Below are 20153 nucleotides of genomic sequence, written 5' to 3'. Positions count from 1 at the left end.
ATATAAAATGTTTTGCCCTTGCTAATTAATCTAATACTAGTGTTATAAATCTGAATAACAATGAAAGAACTTGTACACAAAAAATTAAATCAATTACAAGCAACAGCAATCTGCGGAAACGATATTAGTTCCTCCTGTTTGTACGTATCGGCACTTACTATTTTGTATGCCGGACAGTATGCCTGGATTTCCCTTTTAATAGTAGCAGTCGTTTTATATTTATTCAGAAAAATTTATGGTGAAGTCGTTGGTGCAATTCCATTAAATGGAGGTGCTTACAATGTATTGCTAAATACTTCTACCAAACGTTTGGCATCATTGGCAGCCACATTAACAGTTTTGTCCTATATGGCAACAGCCGTTATTTCTGCTTCAGAAGGAATGCATTATCTGCACGGAATTTTCGAAGGTCTAAACGTAACCATTGCGACAGTCTTAGTTTTAATTCTTTTTACTTTCCTCGCTATTTTAGGAATTGGAGAATCTGCTTTTGTGGCAGTTATCATTTTTGTGACCCATATTGCAACTTTAAGCCTTTTGGTTTTAGCCTCCTTATGGTTCGTTTTAAATAATGGATTAGACACATTTCATCTCAATTGGCAAACGCCTATTGCGTACGGAAGCATAAAAACAGCCTTATTTTTAGGATTTTCTGCTGCAATGCTTGGAATATCCGGGTTTGAAAGTTCTGCTAATTTTGTAGAAGAACAAGAACCAGGTGTTTTTCCAAAAACCTTACGTAACATGTGGGGACTTGTTAGTTTCTTCAATCCTGTAATTGCCATTTTGTTAATCAGTATAATTCCGCTTACACAAGTTGGAGAAAATAAAGAATCACTTTTAGCCTTTTTAGGAGAAACAACCGGAGGATCATGGCTGGCATGGCTTATTTCTATTGATGCTGTTTTGGTACTTTGTGGTGCAGTTTTAACCTCATTTGTTGGTGTTTCCGGATTGTTAAACCGAATGACATTAGATCGTATTCTTCCTAATTATTTTTTAAAACAAAACAAAAGAGGTTCACATTACAGAATTGTAATTAGTTTTTTAATCCTTTGTATTTCGGTGCTTTTTGCCACAAACGGACATTTAGAATCACTTGCCGGAGTTTACACTTTTTCTTTTCTGGCTGTAATGGCATTGTTCGGAATAGGTAATTTGTTGCTTAAATTCAAACGCCGAAAATTACCAAGACCAGAACGCGCTCGCGGAATTAGCGTTGTAATTGCAGTTCTTTTTATCATTGCAGCTTTCATCGGAAACATGAAACTCAACATTGCTTCATTTTACACTTTTCTTCAATACATGGTTCCTTCCTTAATTTTTGTCGGAATCATGCTTAATCGCGTTATGCTTATAAAACTTCTCATCGATGCCTTAGAATATTTCTACCAGCCACTCCGACGAATGGTTATTGTGAGCAACAGATATCTCCAGAATTTAAGTGTAAAAATCAATTCGCAGGAATTTGTATTTTTTACCAAAGGCGATGATATTGCGATTCTAAACAAGGTATTACAATATGTAGAAGGTAATGAAACCACCAAAAAACTAAAAATTGTTCATGTTACCAATGACTTTGTAAATAGTGAGGCAATACGACGAGATTTAGAAGTTTTAGATCGTGCTTACGATGATCTTTCTATTGAATACCTTGAAATTAAAGGTGTTTTTGGTCCTGAAATAATTGACGAACTTTCACAAAAATGGAACATCCCTAAAAACTTTATGTTTATCGGTTCTCCCGGAAATAAGTTTTCCTATCGAGTTTCAGATCTTGGCGGCGTACGATTAATTATGTAATTGATTTTTTTTAGAAGCAGAAAATCTAGTTTTTTCATAAGATATTTTGTCCCGCTATTCGTTTCAATCTTTTATGCTGAACACCAGCATAAAAGGATTTTCACTGCTATCGGGGCTAAACGACAAGTATATCTTTTATCAGAAACAACAAACCCGACAGGTTTTTAAAACCTGTCGGGTTTACTTTACGATTATTTTTTTTTAAGATTTAAACCATCTTTCGACTAATTCATCTTCAAACGAAGTGACATTTTTATGAATAAACTCGTTTGTGTTTTTATTACAATAAACAACAAACCCGACAGGTTTTAAAAACCTGTCGGGTTACTTTGCGATTATTTTTTTTTAAGATTTAAACCAGCTTTCTACCAATTCATCTTCAAACGAAGTGGCATTTTTATGAATAAACTCATTAGTGTTTTTATTATAAGAATAATCTAAAGCCCAAGATTCGTGATTTTTAGCCAAATCTTTAATGCTTTCGCATACATAGGCAATTTCTTCATCTGTTGTAGTTGGGTGAATTGACATTCTAATCCATCCCGGTTTTTTAATCAAATCACCTATTGTAATTTCATTTACCAGTTTATTAGAAGTTTCCTGATCAACATGCAATAAAAAATGCCCGTAAGTTCCCGCACAACTGCATCCGCCACGAGTCTGAATTCCGAAACGGTCATTCAGTAATTTTACTCCTAAATTAAAGTGGAGGTTTTCAATAAAAAAAGAAACTACACCCAATCTGTTTTTATGTTGTCCGGCTAAGATTTTAATATTTTCAACAGGATCCAATTCATTAAAAACAAAATCAACAATCTCATGCTCACGCTGTAGGATGTTTTCGATTCCCATTTCTTCTTTCAGCTCAATTGCCAATGCTGTTTTAATTACCTGAAGAAATCCTGGAGTACCTCCATCTTCGCGATCCTCTATATTCTCAATATACTGGTGTTCTCCCCAAGGATTTGTCCAGCTAACTGTTCCTCCTCCAGGGCAATCCGGAATCATATTGTTGTATAACTTTTTATTAAAAATCAAAACTCCTGATGTTCCCGGTCCACCAAGAAATTTATGTGGCGAAAAGAAAATCGCATCCAGATAAGCCTCAGGATCTGCAGGATGCATGTCAATTTCTACATAAGGTCCAGAACATGCAAAATCTACAAAACAAACCCCGTTGTACTGATGCATTAATTTTGCAGCTTCATGAAAAGGAGTTTTTAAGCCCGTAACATTCGAGCAAGAAGTTATAGAAGCAATTTTTATCGTTCTGTCTTTATATTTCTCTAATAGTGTCTCTAAATTATCAAGGCTAAAAAGACCTTTATCGCAAGACGGAATAATCTCAACATCGGCAATAGTTTCTAACCATGAAGTCTGATTAGAATGGTGTTCCATATGCGAAATAAAAACAATTGGCTTTTTTTCGGCAGGAACTGTAGTGCATGATTTCAGGTTTTCAGGAATTTTTAAACCCAAAATACGCTGAAATTTATTTACAACACCCGTCATTCCCGTACCATCTGTAATTAAAACATCATCAGTATTGGCATTAGTATGACGCTTAATGATGTTTCTGGCATGATGATACGCTTTTGTCATGGCAGTACCTGACACAGTAGTTTCAGTATGAGTATTAGCCACAAAAGGTCCAAATTGATTTAAAAGTTTCTCCTCAATTGGTCTGTAAAGTCTTCCGCTGGCAGTCCAGTCGGTATAAATAATTTGTTTTTTGCCAAATGGCGAATTAAATTCCTGATCTATGCCAACAATATGCTTTCTGAAATCCTGAAAGTAAGTTTCAAGACTGATGGTACTATTTTTGCTATTCATTAGTGTGCCTATGGTTTGACTGCAAATATATCGTTTTTTTGTAGAATTGAGAATTTATCAATTATAAACTTCAAACATTGAATAAACTTTTGGTATCTTTAGTTAAAAGGTCTTTTTTTAAACAAATTATCACAATATTCTATCGGATTAATAGGCAATAGAAAATAAACAATACTTTTTATATGAAAAATTTATCAGTTGCCACCTTTGGCGGTGGATGTTTTTGGTGTATTGAAGCTGTAATTCAGCGATTAAAAGGCGTAGAATCTTTAAAATCAGGATATTCTGGAGGTTTTATAAAAAATCCACCGTATCGCGAGGTTTGTACTGGCAGAACCGGACATGCCGAAGTAATACAAGTTACCTACGATCCTGACATAATTTCATATCACGATTTAATCTTTATATTCATGACAAGTCATGATCCTACAACACTTAATCGTCAGGGAGCAGATGTTGGTACACAATACCGTTCTATTGTTTTATATCATGATGCAGAACAAAAAGCAATCGCAGAACAGGTTTTTGAAGAAGTAAAACCTTTTTATGAAGACCCAATTGTTACGCAATTAATTCCTTTTGAAGTGTTTTACGAAGCAGAAGAAGATCATCAGAATTATTATAATGACAATCAGGACGCGAGATATTGTCAGATTGTGATCGATCCGAAGGTTCAAAAGCTTAAAAAAATGTACGCCGACAGATTAATCGATTAAATTAGTTTTTGTCACGGCTTATATGAATTAAACTAGATTTTATCCATATAAGCTGTGGCAGAAAAAAGGAAGAAGCAAAAATGAAAAATCTTAAAATAAATAATAGGTTTACTACCGAATTGCCCGCAGATCCTGAGGTTACAAATGAAACTCGTCAGGTTAAAAATACGGTATTTTCGTTTGTAAATCCAACAAAACCTGGCAACCCGAAGTTGATTCACGCTTCTGAAGAAGTGGCGGAAATGGTGGGAATTTCAAAAGATGAAATTGCATCAGAGGAATTTCTAAATGTCTTTTCAGGAAAAGAGATTCTTCCGGAAACAAAACCATTTGCAATGTCATATGCAGGACATCAGTTTGGAAACTGGGCTGGTCAACTAGGAGACGGACGTGCTATTAACTTAACCGAAGTTGAGCATGACAATCAGTTTTTTATGCTTCAGCTTAAAGGAGCGGGAAAAACTCCGTATTCCAGAACTGCAGATGGTTTGGCTGTTTTACGCTCGTCTATAAGAGAATATTTATGTGCGGAAGCCATGTTTCATTTGGGAGTTCCCACTACCCGATCGCTTTCTTTAATGCTTTCCGGAGATCAGGTGTTGCGTGATGTTTTATACAACGGTAATCCTGCGTACGAAAAAGGTGCAATTGTTTGTCGTGTTGCGCCATCATTCATCCGATTTGGAAGTTTTGAAATGCTAACAGCCAGAAATGAGCTGAAAAACTTAAAGCAATTTGTAGAATATACCATCAAACAATATTTTCCGGAGATAAAAGGAGAGCCCAAAGAACAATATTTGCAATTGTTCCAAAAAGTTGCCGATAAAACCCGCGAAATGATTTTGCATTGGCAGCGAGTTGGTTTTGTACATGGTGTAATGAATACTGATAATATGTCGATTCACGGTATTACAATTGATTACGGGCCTTATGGCTGGCTGGAAAATTACGATCCAAGCTGGACGCCAAATACAACCGACAGCCAAAACAGAAGATATCGTTTTGGGAATCAACCGCAGATTGCGCAGTGGAATTTATATCAATTAGCCAACGCATTTTATCCTTTGGTAAATGAAGCAGAACCTTTAGAAAAGATATTAGAATCTTTTATGATTGATTTTAATTCTGATTATAAAGAAATGTTTCTAAGTAAATTAGGTTTATTTACTTCAATTGATGCTGATGATAAACTAATTTCAGGACTTGAAGCTGTTTTACAACTTTCGGAAACGGATATGACTATATTTTTCAGAAATTTAAGTAAAGTCTCTAACGAGGATTCTGTTGAAAAAGCAATGGAGAAAATTGAATTTTCGTTCTATAAAACAGAAGAAATTTCAGGAGAAATTTTAGAAGCCTGGAAAAAATGGTTTACTATTTATCTTGAAAGATTGAAATCTGAAACCGTATCTGATGAAGAACGTTCAGTGAAAATGAATGCAGTAAATCCGAAATATGTATTGCGTAATTATATGTCGCAATTGGCAATAGACGCGGCAGACAAAGAGGATTATTCCTTAATAAACGAATTGTATACTCTTTTGCAAAAACCATATGAGGAACAACCTGAATTTGAAAAATGGTTTGCAAAAAGACCCGATTGGGCAAGATCCAAAGTAGGATGCTCGATGTTGTCTTGTAGTTCTTAATTTAAAGAGTTTAAGTTTTTTTTTGCCACGAATTACACGAATTGGCACGAATAGTATTTGAAATTAAAAATTCGTGAAAATTTGTGTAATTTGTGGCTATTTTTTTACCTGGAAGTAATATGATCTATGATCAAATTTGCGTGGATTCTGGAATTTTCTATAAACCATTTATGTGTTTGCATTCCTCCGCAAACAACTCCAGCAAGAAATAAACCTTCAACATTGGTTTCCATAGTTTCAGGATTATAAACTGGAATTTTTAATTCATCATTAGAAAGCTGAATTCCGGTATTTTCAAGAAAATTCAAATCGGGTTTATATCCGGTTAAGGCCAGAACAAAGTCATTTTCAATAACAACTTTTCCGTTTGGAGTTTCTATTTCCACTTCATTATTCCTAATTTCAGTGATATTTGACTCAAAATAGGCTTTAATACTAGCTTCGGCAATTCGGTTTTCGATATCAGGTTTTACCCAATATTTTACCCTGCTGTTTATTTCGTTTTTACGAATAACCATTGTTACGTTAGCGCCTTTTCGCCAACATTCTAAAGCCGCATCAACCGAAGAATTATTGGCTCCCACGACTAATACATTTCTAAAAGCATATTCGTGCGCTTCTTTGTAGTAATGACGCACTTTTGGCAGCTCCTCGCCTTTTACATTCATTGTTATTGGAATGTCGTAAAACCCGGTTGCAAGAACAACATTCTTTGCTTTATAAAGATTTTTATCCGTCAAAACCTCAAAAACAGAATTTGCCGTTTTTTTAATTTCCGTTACTTTTTCAAACAGTTTGATAGAAAAATTAAAATAACGATGAATGTTTCTGTAATATTCCAAAGCTTCCTGACGTCCTGGTTTTGGTGCTAAACAATTAAAGGGAATTTCGCCAATTTCAAGTCTTTCAGCAGTTGAGAAAAAAGTCATGTACAAAGGATAATTGAAAATACTGTTGACTATAGCGCCTTTTTCAATAATTACATAACTCAGGTTTTTCTTTTGGGCTTCAATTGCACAAGCTAATCCAATTGGGCCGCCTCCAACAATAATTAAATCGTATTGTTCTGTCATAAATTATTTATTTCCCCAGTTTTTAAAAGGATTCTGACTTAAATAAGCGTTATAATATCTCTTATCATCTGTTACTTCTTCTCCAAGCCAGTCAGGTTTTTCAAAATCGTCTTCTTCAGAATCTAATTCAATTTCAGCCATTACCAGACCTTCATTTTCACCATAAAATTCATCTACTTCAAAAACATATTTTCCAGCCTGTATTTCATAGCGGGTCTTTTCAATTTTACCTTTTTCGCAAAGCTTCATTAATTCAACAGCTTCTTCAAGCGGAATCTGGTTTTCCCACTCAAAACGTGACATGCCGCCCTGATGACCCAAACCTTTTATAGTGATAAAAGCTTTGTCACCTTTTATTCTGACACGCACTGTTCTTTCAGGAATAGAACTTAAATATCCTTGAGCAATTTTATTTTGAGCAAAAGCCTGTTCTTTAAAATCATCTGATTTTACAAGAAACTTTCTTTCTATTTCCAGCATTTTTATCTAAATTAATTACACTGCAAGTTACTCATTTAAATTCAGTCCTGAAATCGGAATTTTAAATTTATAAAGTTTCCTTTATCTTGTTTCATTTTTGTGATCCGTTTTAAAATGCAACCAATTTGATTGATTACTAATATGTTACGTATGTATATTTTCGTTAAATTTGATTGAATCTTAATTCTATCACTTATGTCTAAAAAAGCACTTTACCTCTTAGGTATTGTTTTAACAATTATTCTGGGTACATTTTTGTACGTAAAGTTTTGTTGTAATTGCAATATGGAAAAACCGGCAACTGATACCGAAAAAGTACCAGTAGTTATCGAAAAGGAAAGTATTTCTGTTCCTTTTGTTCTTAATGGTTCCGGAATTGATTATCATACCAATGATAACCTCAAGTTTTTGAAAAACAGTTCTGCATTAATCCAGCCAGTCAGCGATTCTGTGACTATTGGGATTAATAATCTAAAAACATTCCTGACCGCAAACACCAAACAAAAGGTGACTATTACGGGTTATGCTACTTCTGATGAAACAAATACAACAAAATTTGAGAATCTTGGACTTGCAAGGGCAAATGATGTTAAGAATTATTTTGTTTCGCAAGGTTTACCTGCTGCTCAGTTTGATACAAAAGGTGAAATTAGAGATACATGGAAAATGAGTCTCGACACGCTTTTAGGACCAGCCGAATATCGATTTGAAGCCATCGATACTACTACTGCTGTCGCTACTGATGAATGGAGTATTTTAAAAGACAAAATCAATGCTGATCCGTTGATTCTGAACTTTAATACCAATAAATCGAGCGATAAACTAAACGATGCCAAAAAGCAGAAAGTAGATGATATTGTGAAATATATGGAACATGTAAAAGATGCGACAATTGTAGCGGTTGGACATTCTGATAATGTTGGAAATCGTGATGCTAATATTATTCTTGGACAAAAAAGAGCTGAATTCTCTAAAAACTATTTGGTTAAAAAGGGAATTGATGCTGCCAGAATTACTACGGAATCTAAAGGGCCTGATGAACCTGTAGGTGATAATACAACCGCCGAAGGCAAAGCAAATAACAGAAGAACTGTAATTACAATTAAATAACTAATCAAAATATACGATCATGAATATACCTTGTATCTTAATACCGGCGCTAGTTGGTTTAATCTGTGGAATTTTGGGTTACTTACTAGGAAAAATGAATTCAAAAGGAGATGATTCACTTTCTCTTTCTTTACAGGAAGATTTGGATGCCTGCAAAGCCAATACAAAAAATCTAAATGCTAAAATTGCTTCGCTTGAAGCCGATCTGGCAGCTGCGAAAGCTAAAATTACAGCAGCTCCACAATCGTTTGCCGCAACAGCATCGACTATTGTATTTGATGCCGCATTGGCTGCAGCTGTGTTTGGAAAGAAAATTAAAGAAAATGATCTGAAAGTTGTAGAAGGCATTGGTCCAAAAATCGAAGCATTGTACCATAGTGCCGGAATCACAACCTGGCAACAATTATCTGAAACTTCAACAGAAAAATCTCAATCAATTTTAGATGGTGGTGGTGAAAACTATGCAATTCATAACCCTAGTACCTGGGCAAGACAGGCATTATTGGCTGATCAGGGAAAATGGCAGGAATTAAAAGACTGGCAGGATAGTTTACTTGGAGGAAAAGAGTAAATTTAAAGGTGCAAAGGTACAAAGCAGCAAAGGTTCAAAGCCTGTGTCACTTTGTACCTTTGTCACTTTGTGCCTTTAATAAGTTACTTTGCTGAGAATTTCAGAATCCCAATTTTTAGAATTATTGTACCACAATTGTCCTTTTGAAACTTCGAGCGGACAATCAAAATTATTGGTATAAAGTGCTCCGGTTCCTAATCCCTGTGGCATTGGGGAGTTTTGCAAAAATGTCCATTGTGCAATTGCATTCAAACCAATATTGCTTTCTAAAGCAGAAGTAATCCACCAGCCAATATTGTATTTTTCTGCCAAAGTGATCCATTCCTGTGTTCCTCTAAATCCTCCAACAAAACTCGGTTTAAGGATAATATACTGAGGTTTTATTTTTTTCAATAAACTTTCTTTTTCTTCCAATGAAAAAATACCTATCAATTCTTCATCTAATGCTATAGGAAAAGGTGTTTCTAAACATAAATCTTTCATTGCCTGAATATTCCCTTTTTTAATAGGCTGTTCAATGCTATGTAATTCAAATCGATTAAGTTGATTTAGTTTATCTAAAGCTTCGTTTAATGCAAAAGCGCCATTTGCATCTACTCTTATTTCTATTTGTTCTGCAGAAAAATGACTTCTGATATATTGCAGTAATTCTAATTCTTTATCAAAATCAATAGCACCAATTTTTAATTTTATGCAATCAAAACCGTTAGCTAATTTGTCCTCAATTTGTTGTTTCATGAATGCAGCCTCTCCCATCCAGACCAAACCATTTATGACAATTGATTTTGAATTACGGGTAAAATCAGAAGGAAATAACAAATAAGGATTTTCACTTTTAAGAGACAAAAAGGCCATTTCAATTCCAAATTGAATAGAAGGAAATTCTAGAAGAGATTCCCAGAGTGCGATTTCTCCTAAATGGATATTTTCGCAAGCCCATTTTAGCTTTTCCTCATAATCATCGCGATCATCAGCGCTTAAACCTCTTAAAATGCCACACTCTCCAATTCCTGTTTTACCATTTTCTTCAAGTACAATAAACCAGGTTTCTTTTTCAGTCATAATGCCGCGAGACGTTCCGGACGGAACTTTAAACTCGAGCATGTATTTATGGTAAGTTGCTTTCATTTTTTAGGTTCTAAGATTCTAAGGTACTAAAATGCTAAGTTTAGAAGGTGCTAAGATGCTTAGAGACTTAGTACCTTAGAACCTTAGAACCTTAGAACCTCTTTAATTATAAAGATTTAAAACTCTCTCGAAATCTTTTGATGGTAAACCAGCCTTTTGAAAAACAGTAAAATCAAGTTTAGTTTTGTCTTTCCAGCTTAAACTGTCGGTTACATTTTGATTCTGATATTTTTTGTAAATCGCTTTTGCATCACTATAATTGTTGCTTACCAAATATAGATGTGCTAAATTTAATTTAACCAATAATTCAGTATCATCGACTTTCTCTCCTTCTTGAAGGAATTTCAATGCTTTAGCATATTGTTTGGTTAAGATATAACAGTAACCAATCGAGCTATAGTCTACTGCAGTTCCTTTTCCGTCGTTTATTATGGTATTTAACTTCGGAATTGCTTCATTGTACTTTTCTTGTTTAATTAAAGCAGATGTCTGAGTTCTTAAATCATTAAATACGTTTTTAGAAATATCAGCATCTTTATAACAAGTATTTCCGAAGTCTTTGTAAACTTTTGTTTTTTCAATCGCTAATAATTTCTGAAATTCTGTATAACGGTATTGTTTGATGATTTTATCTAAAATACATACGCAAAAATCATCAGAATTGGCCATTTTCTGTGCCATTGTCGATGTTTTGCACAAACTGATGATTTCGTTTTTATTGTCTTGATTCCATCCTCTGTTTAGTTTGGTATCTACCCAAGGCACCACTTCTAAAACAATTTTTTGATTTAAAAGCCAGTTCTTGCTATGAAAACCAAACCATATATTGCTAACATTTTGTCCTAAACAAGAAGATTTGTCTAATGACAATCTTTTAGCATCTTTGCTTAATGCCTCTTCTTGTGAGAAACAGGATTTATCTGTTTTTCCGTCTTCAATATATTTCTTTGAACTTTCTGAAGAAGTAAATAATGCGTAAGTACAGGTGTCATCACCAGAAATTTTAGACATTAAAAACACGGCTCCGGCTGAACCCTGACTAATTCCGGTTGGATCCGGAATTGATTTTAGCACAGAAACCAAACTGTTTGCCATTTGCTGATTTTCGTCCAGAAGTGTAATTCTGTATACAATTTCGGTTGTTCCAACAGGTAAATCTTCTGTTTTAAGAACAATTCTGTCACGGGCAGAAACTACAATTTCTTTTGTTGTTGCACGCTCTTTGTCCCAATAACCATCTTTTTGGGCAAAAGCATTAAATGAAAGAACGACTAAAAGAGATAGGATCGTTTTTTTGAAAGTCATATTACAAAATTTATTTAATGCCATTAATCATAGTCTGAATTCTGTTTTCGGCCTCTGCCTTGGTAATTCCTTCATAAAAATCTTTTACAAACGGATGATCAAAATCCTGATGTGGAAAAATTATCGGTCTGCTGTTTCCTTTCTGAGTCACTACTGTTGTAGGAATACTTCCAGAAAACTCATACTCTTGAATTTTATTGTTTAACCAGCCAAAATATTGTGTTTCATGATTTTCGTTGTCATAATTTGCCAGATAATCTTCGAAGCTTTTTTCGCTTAAAGAAACCCAAAGACCATATTCCAGATCTTCGCAATGATCGTTTACTTTCTGGATTAAAACGCAACGAATAAACCGATCAACCTGATCCGGGTGTTTGATAACACAAAAATCTTCATCGATTACAGCGATTTCTTCTTTATCTTGTTCTGAGAGGTAAGAATAAACGTCTGGCGAAACATAGCCTAAAGCAGGCCAGCCTTCATGCTCCTGACCACAGCATTCGCAAATATATTTTGAATCTTCCATTAATGATTTTATTATGAAAACAAGTGCCATAGCCCCGATAGAGGCGTTATCCTTTTTGAGGCAATTTTTCTTTGCCTCAAAAAGATATAGCCGAAAGCGGGATTAGCTCCTTATTATAATTCTATTGATTCACCAATTTCAAGCAACATTAAATCTTTTCCCTGGTCAAAAAACTTACGGATAGCTTCTTCGTGATTGATTTCGATATAACCAAATGTATCAAAATGATAGCCTAAAATTTTATCGCATTCTATAAAGTCAGAAGCAATTATGGCATCTTCAACATCCATTGTAAAGTTGTTTCCGATTGGAAAAATGGCCAAATCTAATTTGGTACGCAACGGAATTAGTTTCATATCCATTGTAAGTGCAGTATCACCGGCAATGTAGATGTTTTTATGTTCGCCTTCGATTACAAAACCACCGGGATTTCCTCCGTAGGTTCCGTCAGGAAATGAACTTGAATGAATTGCATTTACATATTTTACTTTTCCGAAATCAAATTTCCAGCTTCCGCCATGATTCATTGGGTGTGCATTTAATCCCTTTTTTGCATAATAACTTGTAATTTCTGCATTTGAGACAATCGTTGCGTTGGTATTTTTAGCAATAGTTTCAACATCTAGAACGTGATCACTATGTGCATGTGTCAATAATATATAATCAGCTTTTAGCGTATTGATGTCAATTGCCGAAGCTTGTGGATTTCCTGTGATAAAAGGGTCAACAATAATATGTTTTCCTCCTACTTCGATGCCTAAAGAAGCGTGTCCGTAAAATGTAATTTTCATTTTTGTAAAATTTTAATGTTGAACTTTATTTTATCTTCCACCTAAAAACAGGTTAACAATGATGTCTGAAATTAAAGAAATCATACATACAGTAAGTAATATTGAAAGCAGGAAAGTACTTAATGCCAGTTTTTTTAATTCTGGATCTAAAAGTTTAGGATCCTGATTTTTAGAAACCGTAATTAAATGTTTGGTTAAAGGAATATAAGCCAGTAAAAATAAATACTGATCAAAACGATAATCGCTTAAGATTGCGAAAATAACCACTAAAAGCATTGCTGTAATAATCAATGTAAAGTGATAAATTTTGGCTTTTGCTCCTCCAATTTGAACTACAATGGTGTTTTTTCCGGATTTTCTGTCTGATTCCTCATCTCGCATGTTGTTTAAGTTTAAAACTCCAACGCTTAGTAAACCAATTGAAATGGCAGGAAGTATCAAAAGCGGATCTATTTCTTTTGAGTATAAAAAGTTAACACCTAGAGTACTTACTAACCCGAAGAAAATAAAAACGAATACATCTCCAAATCCTTTATATCCATAAGCTGAATTACCAACTGTATAACGAATTGCCGAAATAATCGCCGCAATTCCTAACAGTAAGAAAAAGATCGAATATCCGAAATTGTCTTTCCCAAAAGCGAAATAAATAAGGGTAATCGCAGATAATAAAGTCAAAAATGAGGTAATTATGATGGCTTTTTTCATTTCCTGTGGTGTAATCACACCACTCTGAATAGCACGTTTTGGACCAATACGGTCAGCATTATCGGTACCTTTTACACCATCTCCGTAATCATTGGCAAAATTAGATAAGACCTGTAAACCAAGTGTTGTTAAAAGGGCAAAACCAAAAATTTTCCAGCTAAATACTTCTGTTGGTGTATTGATGGTTTCTGTGGGGTTTGAAAGTGCATAAATACTTCCAACTATAATTCCGGAAACAGATAAAGGTAATGTACGTAATCTTGCGGCTTCAATCCAGTGTTTCATTCTATTTTTAGTTTATTTAGTTTCAGGTTTCAAGTTTCAGATTTTTACAGAATGTGTAACATGAAACTTGAAACCTGATATAATTCTATTAATTTATGGCAACCATTTATTTTCACCAAAGTTTGGCTTTCTTTTTTCTAGGAATGCATTTCTTCCTTCTTTTGCTTCTTCTGTCATATAAGCTAAACGCGTTGCTTCTCCGGCAAAAACTTGTTGACCAACCATTCCGTCGTCTGTTAAGTTCATAGCGAATTTTAGCATTTTTATAGACGTTGGCGATTTTTGCAGAATTTCCTGTGCCCACTCATAAGCGGTATCTTCCAATTCATCATGAGGAATTACAGCATTTACCATTCCCATATCCATTGCTTCTTGTGCTGAATAGTTTCTTCCTAAAAAGAAAATCTCTCTTGCTTTTTTCTGTCCAACCATTTTAGCAAGGTAAGCAGAACCATAACCACCATCAAAACTAGTTACATCGGCATCTGTTTGTTTAAAAATAGCGTGTTCTTTACTCGCTAAAGTCATGTCGCAAACTACGTGTAAACTGTGTCCGCCACCAACTGCCCAACCCGGAACTACTGCAATAACAACTTTTGGCATAAAACGAATTAATCGCTGTACTTCAAGAATGTTCAAACGGTGTTGCCCGTCTTCACCTACATAACCCTGATGTCCGCGCGCGTTTTGATCGCCACCGCTGCAAAAAGAATAAACCCCGTCTTTTGTAGAAGGACCTTCTGCAGAAAGCAAAACAACTCCAATTGAAGTGTCTTCCTGTGCATCATAAAAAGCCTGATATAGTTCTGAGGTTGTTTTAGGACGAAAAGCATTTCTAACATTTGGTCTGTTAAAAGCAATTCTGGCAACTCCGTTACATTTTTTATACGTTATATCTTCAAATTCTCTGGCAGTAATCCAATCCATTTCTATTTGTTTAGTTTTAAATAATTATAGTGTAAAAATAACGCATTTTTACATTTTGACCTACTCAATTTGCTTTTAGTCTATGCTAAAATTAGATCTAATGTTAACAATTGGTATTTACTTACAAAAAATAACACTTTTTAACATTAGGTTTAAAAAAATATAAGTAATTTTACATCCTAGAAATCAACGAGATACAAATTATTTTGTTGATATAAGATTGATTTTCTTTCACTGATTTATTAACCTAAAAAATGATTTTTTTGAGAAAATTTAAAAAATTTGTCGCTCATTTTTTTACGGTTCTGATTAGTAAAAAAGCCATAAATAATGAGCAAATGATTTATTCATTTGTTGAAACTTCAAAAAGGAGATAGTAGCACCTAAGGTTAAACACTAGAATTGTTTAGTAATTAGTATCAAGATTGATTACGAAAAGAGGAAAAATACTAACCGAAACTTTCTAAAAGTTATTTTATCAAACCAAATGGATTAGCCGCGAAATCGAGATTTTGTGATGAAGATAGATGTAAAGATCGTTTAAAGACATACCCATAAAAAGAAGTGATTTCTAAAAGTAATAAAGTTGTTGCTTTTTTAATGGATTCGAAATTATTTTATTTCTGTTTTTTTTTAATTACAATTTTTTTTAAAACTAGAATAAAAAGGGAAAGGCTGCTTGTAATGAGCAGCCTTTCCTGTTATATTAGTAAAATTCCAAAAAATAAATTCCAAATTCCAATACTAGTTTTGTACTGGAGTTTGGAATTTTAAATTTTAAAACATTGGAATTTAAATTCTTAATTTTCTTTTATCAGATAAATTCCGTCTTCTTTAATTTCAATAAGTTTTTCCTTGTATAAAGCCCCAATAGCTTTTTTGAAGGTTTTTTTACTCATTTTTAATACCGTTTTAATATCTTCCGGATGCGAATTATCATTTAGACGTAAAAAACCACGATTAGCTCTTAGTTCGTCTAATATTTTTTCTGCATTTGGTTCAATACTTTGGTAACCTTGTACTTGTAAAGCAACATCAATTTTATTGTCAGGACGAATGTTTTTAATGAATCCTATCATTCTGTCGCCAGTTCTGATTGCATCATCATAAACTTCATCTTTATACAATAAACCTTTGTGTTGTTCATTGATAATCACATTGATTCCTAATTCTGTAATATGCGAAACTATCAGATCAACTTCTTCGCCTTTTTCAACCGTTAGTTTTTCATTACTTAAAAACTGGTTCAATTTACTTGAAGCCACCAAACGATTGGTTTTTTCGTCTATATAAAGGTAAACTAAATAACGTTTTCCTTTTTCCATTGGGCGTGCCTGCTCTTTAAACGGAACAAGAATGTCTTTTTCCATTCCCCAATCCATAAAAGCACCAACATTATTAATGTAATTTACTCTTAAAAGAGCAAATTCATTCAGTAAAATATAAGGTTCAAGAGTTGTAGCAACTGGACGTTGCTCGTGATCCAGATAAACAAAAACGACAAGTTCATCGCCTATTTCAAATTTATTCGGAACGTATTTGTTTGGTAATAAAATATCGTGTATTCCATCTGGGTCTTTTTCAGGATTTCCTAAAAATAAACCCACTTTTGTATCACGTAATATAGTTAGTGTATTGTATTTTCCAATTTCGATCATATTCATATTATTCTAAGTTGATAAGCAACTAAGTTTCTATGGCGCAAATGTACGAAGTTTGAAAGTGTAACGCGAATAATGTTTTACATAAAAAACAAAAAGCGTTATGATGATAACGCTTTTCTAATTTTGGATTGTCTTAAAATCTATTTGTAAATACTTTCTTTTTTAAAATGTACTGTAAGTAAATAATAAACAACTGCTCTGTATTTATGTTTATTAGATTTACCGTATTTTTCCAGAACAGCATTTAAAGCTGCATCTAATTCGGGACCTGCTTTTAAACCCAATTTCTTAATAAGGAAATTATGCTTTACAGTATCCAGTTCTGATTGTTGAGTTGCAGCAATTGTAGATGCATCATCATTATAAATTGCTGGCCCGCAGCCAATAGTAACTTTAGTTAATAAGTCCATATCTGCAGTTACACCACATTTTTCTTTTAGATCTGTCGCGTATTTTTTGATTAACTCTTCTCTTTTGCTCATAATATATTTAGTATTGGGTTATAATTAGACGCCAATATTAAAAAATATTAGAATGCAAAATAAAATTTTAACACAATTTAACTTACAATTTTATTTAGTTCTTTAAAGTATTCTTTTAAAATCACATCGTTTTCGTGAGTTGGTGTAAAAATTTCCAGTATGCAAGGAGATTCATTTTCGTTATAAAAATTATCTAAACTAATCTCTAGAGATTTTGAATCATTGGCAGTGAAATATTTTAGACCATACATTTTAGCTAAATGTTCGGCAGTTAAATTATGAGAGGTTTCGAAATACGTATTAAAAACGGGTTTTTCCTGATGTCCTGGCAAAATTCTGAAAATTCCTCCTCCTCCATTATTCACTAAAATAATTTTGAAGTTTTTAGGAATATAAGCATTCCATAAAGCATTGCTGTCATACAAAAAGCCAATATCACCGGTAATAAAAACAGTTGGTTTTGAGTTTCCAACTGCAGCACCTATTGCTGTAGATGTGCTACCATCAATACCGCTTGTTCCTCTATTACAAAATACTTCGATTGAAGGATCAATGTCTATTAATTGTGCATATCGAATAGCAGAACTATTACTTATTTGCAATTGACTATATTTTGGCAGTGTTTCTATAACTTTTTCAAAGACTTTAAAATCTGAAAAAACAGTTCTTTCTAAATACTCCGCTCTTTTTATTGTTCTAAGATGGTAGATTTTACTGATTTTAGCGAAATAATCACTTTCTATACTCTTTGTTTTTGATAACAACCCAGTAAAGAAATCATTCGGGTGCATCTCAAAGTGCTTCGTTAATGCATTAAAAGTATCGTAGGCACGTAAAGTATCAATGTGCCAGTGATGCAAGGGTTTGTATTTACGTAAAAAAGCTTTGATTCTTTTTGAAACAATCATTCCGCCAAATGTTACTAAAACTTCGGGCTGAAAGGCATTGAAATCATGATCGTCAAAAGGCGTTATTAGTGTATCAATACTATTAATAAAGCTGGGATGATGTAAATTTGATGTTGTTTCTGTCAATACAACAACAGATTGATGTGCAGCAAGTTTTTCTATAACTTTCTCATCCAGATTATTCACTTCATTTACACCAACCAGAATAAGTTTTCGTTTGGCATTATTCCAGATTGAAACAAAATCAGCTTCGTTTTCAATAGTTTTAGTTCCAATTGTTTCTTCTATTGCTGTGATTTTTGGATGAACCGAAAGTGTATCTGTCGTTTCATATAAAGGTTCTTCAAAAGGGGCATTAATATGAACCGGACCTTTTTGAAGAATAGAAGTTTCTATGGCTTTATTGATTTTTAAATCATTTTCTTCAGAAGCTTCTTCGGTTAGATTAGCATTAAAAACAGAATGATTTATAAAAACATTTTCCTGACGAATGGTTTGTCCGTCTCCAATATCAATTTTACTTTGAGGACGATCTGCCGAAATTACAATTAACGGAATCTGACTGTAAAATGCTTCTGCAACAGCCGGATAATAATTTAATAACGCAGATCCCGAAGTACAAACAACTGCTGTTGGTTTTTGAGTTTGTTGTGCAATTCCCAAGGCAAAAAACGCTGCACAGCGTTCGTCAGCAATACTATAACATGTGAAGTTTGGGTGTTGTGCAAAACCAATGGTTAGAGGTGCATTTCTTGAACCTGGAGAAATTATAATATTGGTGATTCCTTTTGCTAAACAAATTTCTATAATGCTTTGTGCAAGCGCTATTTTGGGGTAAATCATTCTTACGGTGTATTATTTTATAAAGAAAATCTTGATTCAGGATTTCTTTTCAAGAACACAAAGTTACGAACTTCGGGTTTGATTTAACTTATAAATGGGAATATATTAAGAACCATTATCAAAAAAGGGAATATATTTGTAAAAGTGAATTATTGACAAAACTCAAAGTAATATGCGTTTCTTATATATATTCTTTTTTATACTTTCTTTTCAATCTATAAAATCTCAGAATCAATTTGTTCCTGAAGATACTCCTTATCAAAAAGCACTGGAAACAGCCAAACTAGAAGGCAAGCCACTTTTTGTAATGCTTTATGCAGATTGGTGTCCGCATTGTAATTTAATGAAAAAAGAAGTTTTTAGTGACCCAAAAGTGATGGAGTTTCTAAAGAAAAACTATGTATGTGCCTGGAAGAATATTGAAAAGGAAGAAGGAATTGCACTTAAAAACAAATTCAATACCAAGTCATTGCCAACATTCCTGTTTATTGATCCTGCAGACGAAACTCTTCTGTATGCCTTAAAAGGAGAAATGAAAACACCAGAATTTTTGGCTGAAGCTAATAATGCCTTAAATCCTAAATTGCAGCTTCCCTATTTGGAAAAGATATTTCTGGATGATCCTTCTAATTCAGATAAGTTTTTTACTTATTTGAATGCATTAAAAAAGGGAAAAGACAGAACAGATTTAGCGATTCCAACGCATGTATATTTAAACACACAATCAGACGCACAATTAGTGAGTGAAACCAATTGGCGCGTTATTGCAAATGGCGTAACAGATATTAAATCAAGGGAATTTCAGTACGTTCTAAGTCACCAAAAGGAATTTGCTGCTGTAGCTTCGCAAAATCGTGTTGATCGTAAAATAGAAAGTATTGTAACCGAATTACTTCGTCCTTTGGTTGACAATCTGGACACTGTAAATTATTATAAACAAAGAGAAGTTGCAAAATCTATCCGTTTACAAAAAACAGATTCATTGGTTTTTAAGTTTGATCTCACTCTTGCTGAAAGAACTGAAAAATGGCAGTTTTATAAAAAAGTAACTCTTGAAGATACCCAAAAACTAGTTTGGAATGATGCGAGCTTTCTGAAAGACATTGGAAATACTTATCTGAAACACATAAAAGACACGGAAAGCCTTAAAAAATCAATTTTCTGGGTGAAACATTCTTTAGAATTAAATGATTCATATGATGGAAATTTATTGCTGGCCCGACTTTATAATAAAATAAAGGACAAAAAACTTGCTCTGCAATATGCAAAAGACGCCAAGGAAATTTGCACCGAAATGACCTGGAATACAAAAGAAGTCGACACTTTGTTGGCGGAATTAAATACAAAATAA

At 33.6% G+C, this 20153-nt stretch carries 18 protein-coding genes; 6 read left to right on the top strand and 12 right to left on the bottom strand.

The window, feature by feature from the left end; genetic code table 11:
• The first annotated feature begins 60 nt into the window (after positions 1 to 60).
• Entirely contained in the window at positions 61 to 1803 is a 1743-nt protein-coding gene (locus KHA98_RS07690) for an APC family permease (RefSeq protein WP_213256933.1), read from the top strand.
• A gap of 345 nt (positions 1804 to 2148) precedes the next feature.
• Here KHA98_RS07690 and KHA98_RS07685 read toward each other — a convergent pair whose 3' ends face one another.
• Positions 2149 to 3636, bottom strand: coding sequence for an aminotransferase class V-fold PLP-dependent enzyme (locus KHA98_RS07685; protein ID WP_213256931.1), 1488 nt, complete (start codon positions 3634 to 3636; stop codon positions 2149 to 2151).
• 182 nt (positions 3637 to 3818) lie between these two features.
• Between KHA98_RS07685 and msrA the strand changes: the two genes are divergently transcribed.
• Together msrA and KHA98_RS07675 are read left to right on the top strand one after the other, a co-directional pair.
• Positions 3819 to 4352, top strand: coding sequence for a peptide-methionine (S)-S-oxide reductase MsrA (msrA, locus tag KHA98_RS07680; RefSeq protein WP_213256930.1), 534 nt, complete (start codon positions 3819 to 3821; stop codon positions 4350 to 4352).
• 80 nt (positions 4353 to 4432) lie between these two features.
• Complete coding sequence (locus KHA98_RS07675; RefSeq protein WP_213256929.1) at positions 4433 to 6001, top strand: protein adenylyltransferase SelO; 1569 nt, start codon at positions 4433 to 4435, stop codon at positions 5999 to 6001.
• 104 nt (positions 6002 to 6105) lie between these two features.
• Here the strand turns inward: KHA98_RS07675 and KHA98_RS07670 are convergent, their stop codons facing one another.
• Positions 6106 to 7074 (bottom strand): YpdA family putative bacillithiol disulfide reductase, encoded by a 969-nt coding sequence (locus tag KHA98_RS07670; RefSeq protein ID WP_213256928.1) that lies wholly within the window; start codon positions 7072 to 7074, stop codon positions 6106 to 6108.
• 3 nt (positions 7075 to 7077) lie between these two features.
• Positions 7078 to 7554 (bottom strand): CYTH domain-containing protein, encoded by a 477-nt coding sequence (locus tag KHA98_RS07665; protein ID WP_213256927.1) that lies wholly within the window; start codon positions 7552 to 7554, stop codon positions 7078 to 7080.
• Between the two features lie 195 nt (positions 7555 to 7749).
• Between KHA98_RS07665 and KHA98_RS07660 the strand changes: the two genes are divergently transcribed.
• Positions 7750 to 8664, top strand: coding sequence for an OmpA family protein (locus tag KHA98_RS07660; RefSeq protein WP_213256926.1), 915 nt, complete (start codon positions 7750 to 7752; stop codon positions 8662 to 8664).
• A 19-nt stretch (positions 8665 to 8683) separates the two neighbouring features.
• Positions 8684 to 9235, top strand: coding sequence for a hypothetical protein (locus KHA98_RS07655; RefSeq protein ID WP_213256925.1), 552 nt, complete (start codon positions 8684 to 8686; stop codon positions 9233 to 9235).
• Between the two features lie 75 nt (positions 9236 to 9310).
• Here KHA98_RS07655 and KHA98_RS07650 read toward each other — a convergent pair whose 3' ends face one another.
• The 9 genes from KHA98_RS07650 to menD form a co-directional block, all read right to left on the bottom strand.
• Positions 9311 to 10363, bottom strand: a complete 1053-nt coding sequence (locus tag KHA98_RS07650) for an o-succinylbenzoate synthase (protein ID WP_213256922.1) — start codon at positions 10361 to 10363, stop codon at positions 9311 to 9313.
• A 102-nt stretch (positions 10364 to 10465) separates the two neighbouring features.
• Entirely contained in the window at positions 10466 to 11668 is a 1203-nt protein-coding gene (locus KHA98_RS07645) for a tetratricopeptide repeat protein (RefSeq protein WP_213256912.1), read from the bottom strand.
• Between the two features lie 10 nt (positions 11669 to 11678).
• On the bottom strand, positions 11679 to 12194 hold the full coding sequence (locus KHA98_RS07640; RefSeq protein ID WP_213256911.1) for a DUF2199 domain-containing protein: 516 nt from the start codon (positions 12192 to 12194) through the stop codon (positions 11679 to 11681).
• A gap of 113 nt (positions 12195 to 12307) precedes the next feature.
• Positions 12308 to 12985 (bottom strand): metal-dependent hydrolase, encoded by a 678-nt coding sequence (locus KHA98_RS07635; RefSeq protein WP_213256910.1) that lies wholly within the window; start codon positions 12983 to 12985, stop codon positions 12308 to 12310.
• Positions 12986 to 13015: 30 nt separating this feature from the next.
• Positions 13016 to 13978, bottom strand: a complete 963-nt coding sequence (menA, locus tag KHA98_RS07630) for a 1,4-dihydroxy-2-naphthoate octaprenyltransferase (protein ID WP_213256909.1) — start codon at positions 13976 to 13978, stop codon at positions 13016 to 13018.
• 93 nt (positions 13979 to 14071) lie between these two features.
• Positions 14072 to 14905: a 1,4-dihydroxy-2-naphthoyl-CoA synthase gene (locus KHA98_RS07625; RefSeq protein ID WP_035681238.1), complete on the bottom strand. Its 834-nt coding sequence runs from the start codon at positions 14903 to 14905 to the stop codon at positions 14072 to 14074.
• Between the two features lie 800 nt (positions 14906 to 15705).
• Positions 15706 to 16563, bottom strand: coding sequence for a CvfB family protein (locus KHA98_RS07620; RefSeq protein ID WP_213257734.1), 858 nt, complete (start codon positions 16561 to 16563; stop codon positions 15706 to 15708).
• A gap of 146 nt (positions 16564 to 16709) precedes the next feature.
• Positions 16710 to 17051: a DUF2853 family protein gene (locus KHA98_RS07615; RefSeq protein WP_213256908.1), complete on the bottom strand. Its 342-nt coding sequence runs from the start codon at positions 17049 to 17051 to the stop codon at positions 16710 to 16712.
• A 77-nt stretch (positions 17052 to 17128) separates the two neighbouring features.
• On the bottom strand, positions 17129 to 18802 hold the full coding sequence (gene menD / locus KHA98_RS07610) for a 2-succinyl-5-enolpyruvyl-6-hydroxy-3-cyclohexene-1-carboxylic-acid synthase (RefSeq protein WP_213256906.1): 1674 nt from the start codon (positions 18800 to 18802) through the stop codon (positions 17129 to 17131).
• Between the two features lie 172 nt (positions 18803 to 18974).
• Here menD and KHA98_RS07605 point away from each other — a divergent pair, with 172 nt between their 5' ends.
• Positions 18975 to 20153 carry a thioredoxin family protein gene (locus KHA98_RS07605; protein ID WP_213256904.1) on the top strand — a complete coding sequence of 393 codons (1179 nt, stop codon included), beginning with the start codon at positions 18975 to 18977 and terminating at the stop codon, positions 20151 to 20153.

Source organism: Flavobacterium branchiicola (assembly GCF_018383905.1).
GTDB classification, from domain to species: domain Bacteria; phylum Bacteroidota; class Bacteroidia; order Flavobacteriales; family Flavobacteriaceae; genus Flavobacterium; species Flavobacterium branchiicola.
The sequence above is the reverse complement of the archived record's forward strand: the minus strand, read 5'-3'. Positions and strand labels throughout refer to the sequence as shown.

What these genes read in the sequence shown, in the direction of transcription:
- KHA98_RS07690 (WP_213256933.1), top strand. Translation starts at nt 61, where the DNA reads ATGAAAGAACTTGTACACAAAAAATTAAATCAATTACAAGCAACAGCA.
- KHA98_RS07685 (WP_213256931.1), bottom strand. Translation starts at nt 3,636, where the DNA reads ATGAATAGCAAAAATAGTACCATCAGTCTTGAAACTTACTTTCAGGAT.
- msrA (WP_213256930.1), top strand. Translation starts at nt 3,819, where the DNA reads ATGAAAAATTTATCAGTTGCCACCTTTGGCGGTGGATGTTTTTGGTGT.
- KHA98_RS07675 (WP_213256929.1), top strand. Translation starts at nt 4,433, where the DNA reads ATGAAAAATCTTAAAATAAATAATAGGTTTACTACCGAATTGCCCGCA.
- KHA98_RS07670 (WP_213256928.1), bottom strand. Translation starts at nt 7,074, where the DNA reads ATGACAGAACAATACGATTTAATTATTGTTGGAGGCGGCCCAATTGGA.
- KHA98_RS07665 (WP_213256927.1), bottom strand. Translation starts at nt 7,554, where the DNA reads ATGCTGGAAATAGAAAGAAAGTTTCTTGTAAAATCAGATGATTTTAAA.
- KHA98_RS07660 (WP_213256926.1), top strand. Translation starts at nt 7,750, where the DNA reads ATGTCTAAAAAAGCACTTTACCTCTTAGGTATTGTTTTAACAATTATT.
- KHA98_RS07655 (WP_213256925.1), top strand. Translation starts at nt 8,684, where the DNA reads ATGAATATACCTTGTATCTTAATACCGGCGCTAGTTGGTTTAATCTGT.
- KHA98_RS07650 (WP_213256922.1), bottom strand. Translation starts at nt 10,363, where the DNA reads ATGAAAGCAACTTACCATAAATACATGCTCGAGTTTAAAGTTCCGTCC.
- KHA98_RS07645 (WP_213256912.1), bottom strand. Translation starts at nt 11,668, where the DNA reads ATGACTTTCAAAAAAACGATCCTATCTCTTTTAGTCGTTCTTTCATTT.
- KHA98_RS07640 (WP_213256911.1), bottom strand. Translation starts at nt 12,194, where the DNA reads ATGGAAGATTCAAAATATATTTGCGAATGCTGTGGTCAGGAGCATGAA.
- KHA98_RS07635 (WP_213256910.1), bottom strand. Translation starts at nt 12,985, where the DNA reads ATGAAAATTACATTTTACGGACACGCTTCTTTAGGCATCGAAGTAGGA.
- menA (WP_213256909.1), bottom strand. Translation starts at nt 13,978, where the DNA reads ATGAAACACTGGATTGAAGCCGCAAGATTACGTACATTACCTTTATCT.
- KHA98_RS07625 (WP_035681238.1), bottom strand. Translation starts at nt 14,905, where the DNA reads ATGGATTGGATTACTGCCAGAGAATTTGAAGATATAACGTATAAAAAA.
- KHA98_RS07620 (WP_213257734.1), bottom strand. Translation starts at nt 16,563, where the DNA reads ATGATCGAAATTGGAAAATACAATACACTAACTATATTACGTGATACA.
- KHA98_RS07615 (WP_213256908.1), bottom strand. Translation starts at nt 17,051, where the DNA reads ATGAGCAAAAGAGAAGAGTTAATCAAAAAATACGCGACAGATCTAAAA.
- menD (WP_213256906.1), bottom strand. Translation starts at nt 18,802, where the DNA reads ATGATTTACCCCAAAATAGCGCTTGCACAAAGCATTATAGAAATTTGT.
- KHA98_RS07605 (WP_213256904.1), top strand. Translation starts at nt 18,975, where the DNA reads ATGCGTTTCTTATATATATTCTTTTTTATACTTTCTTTTCAATCTATA.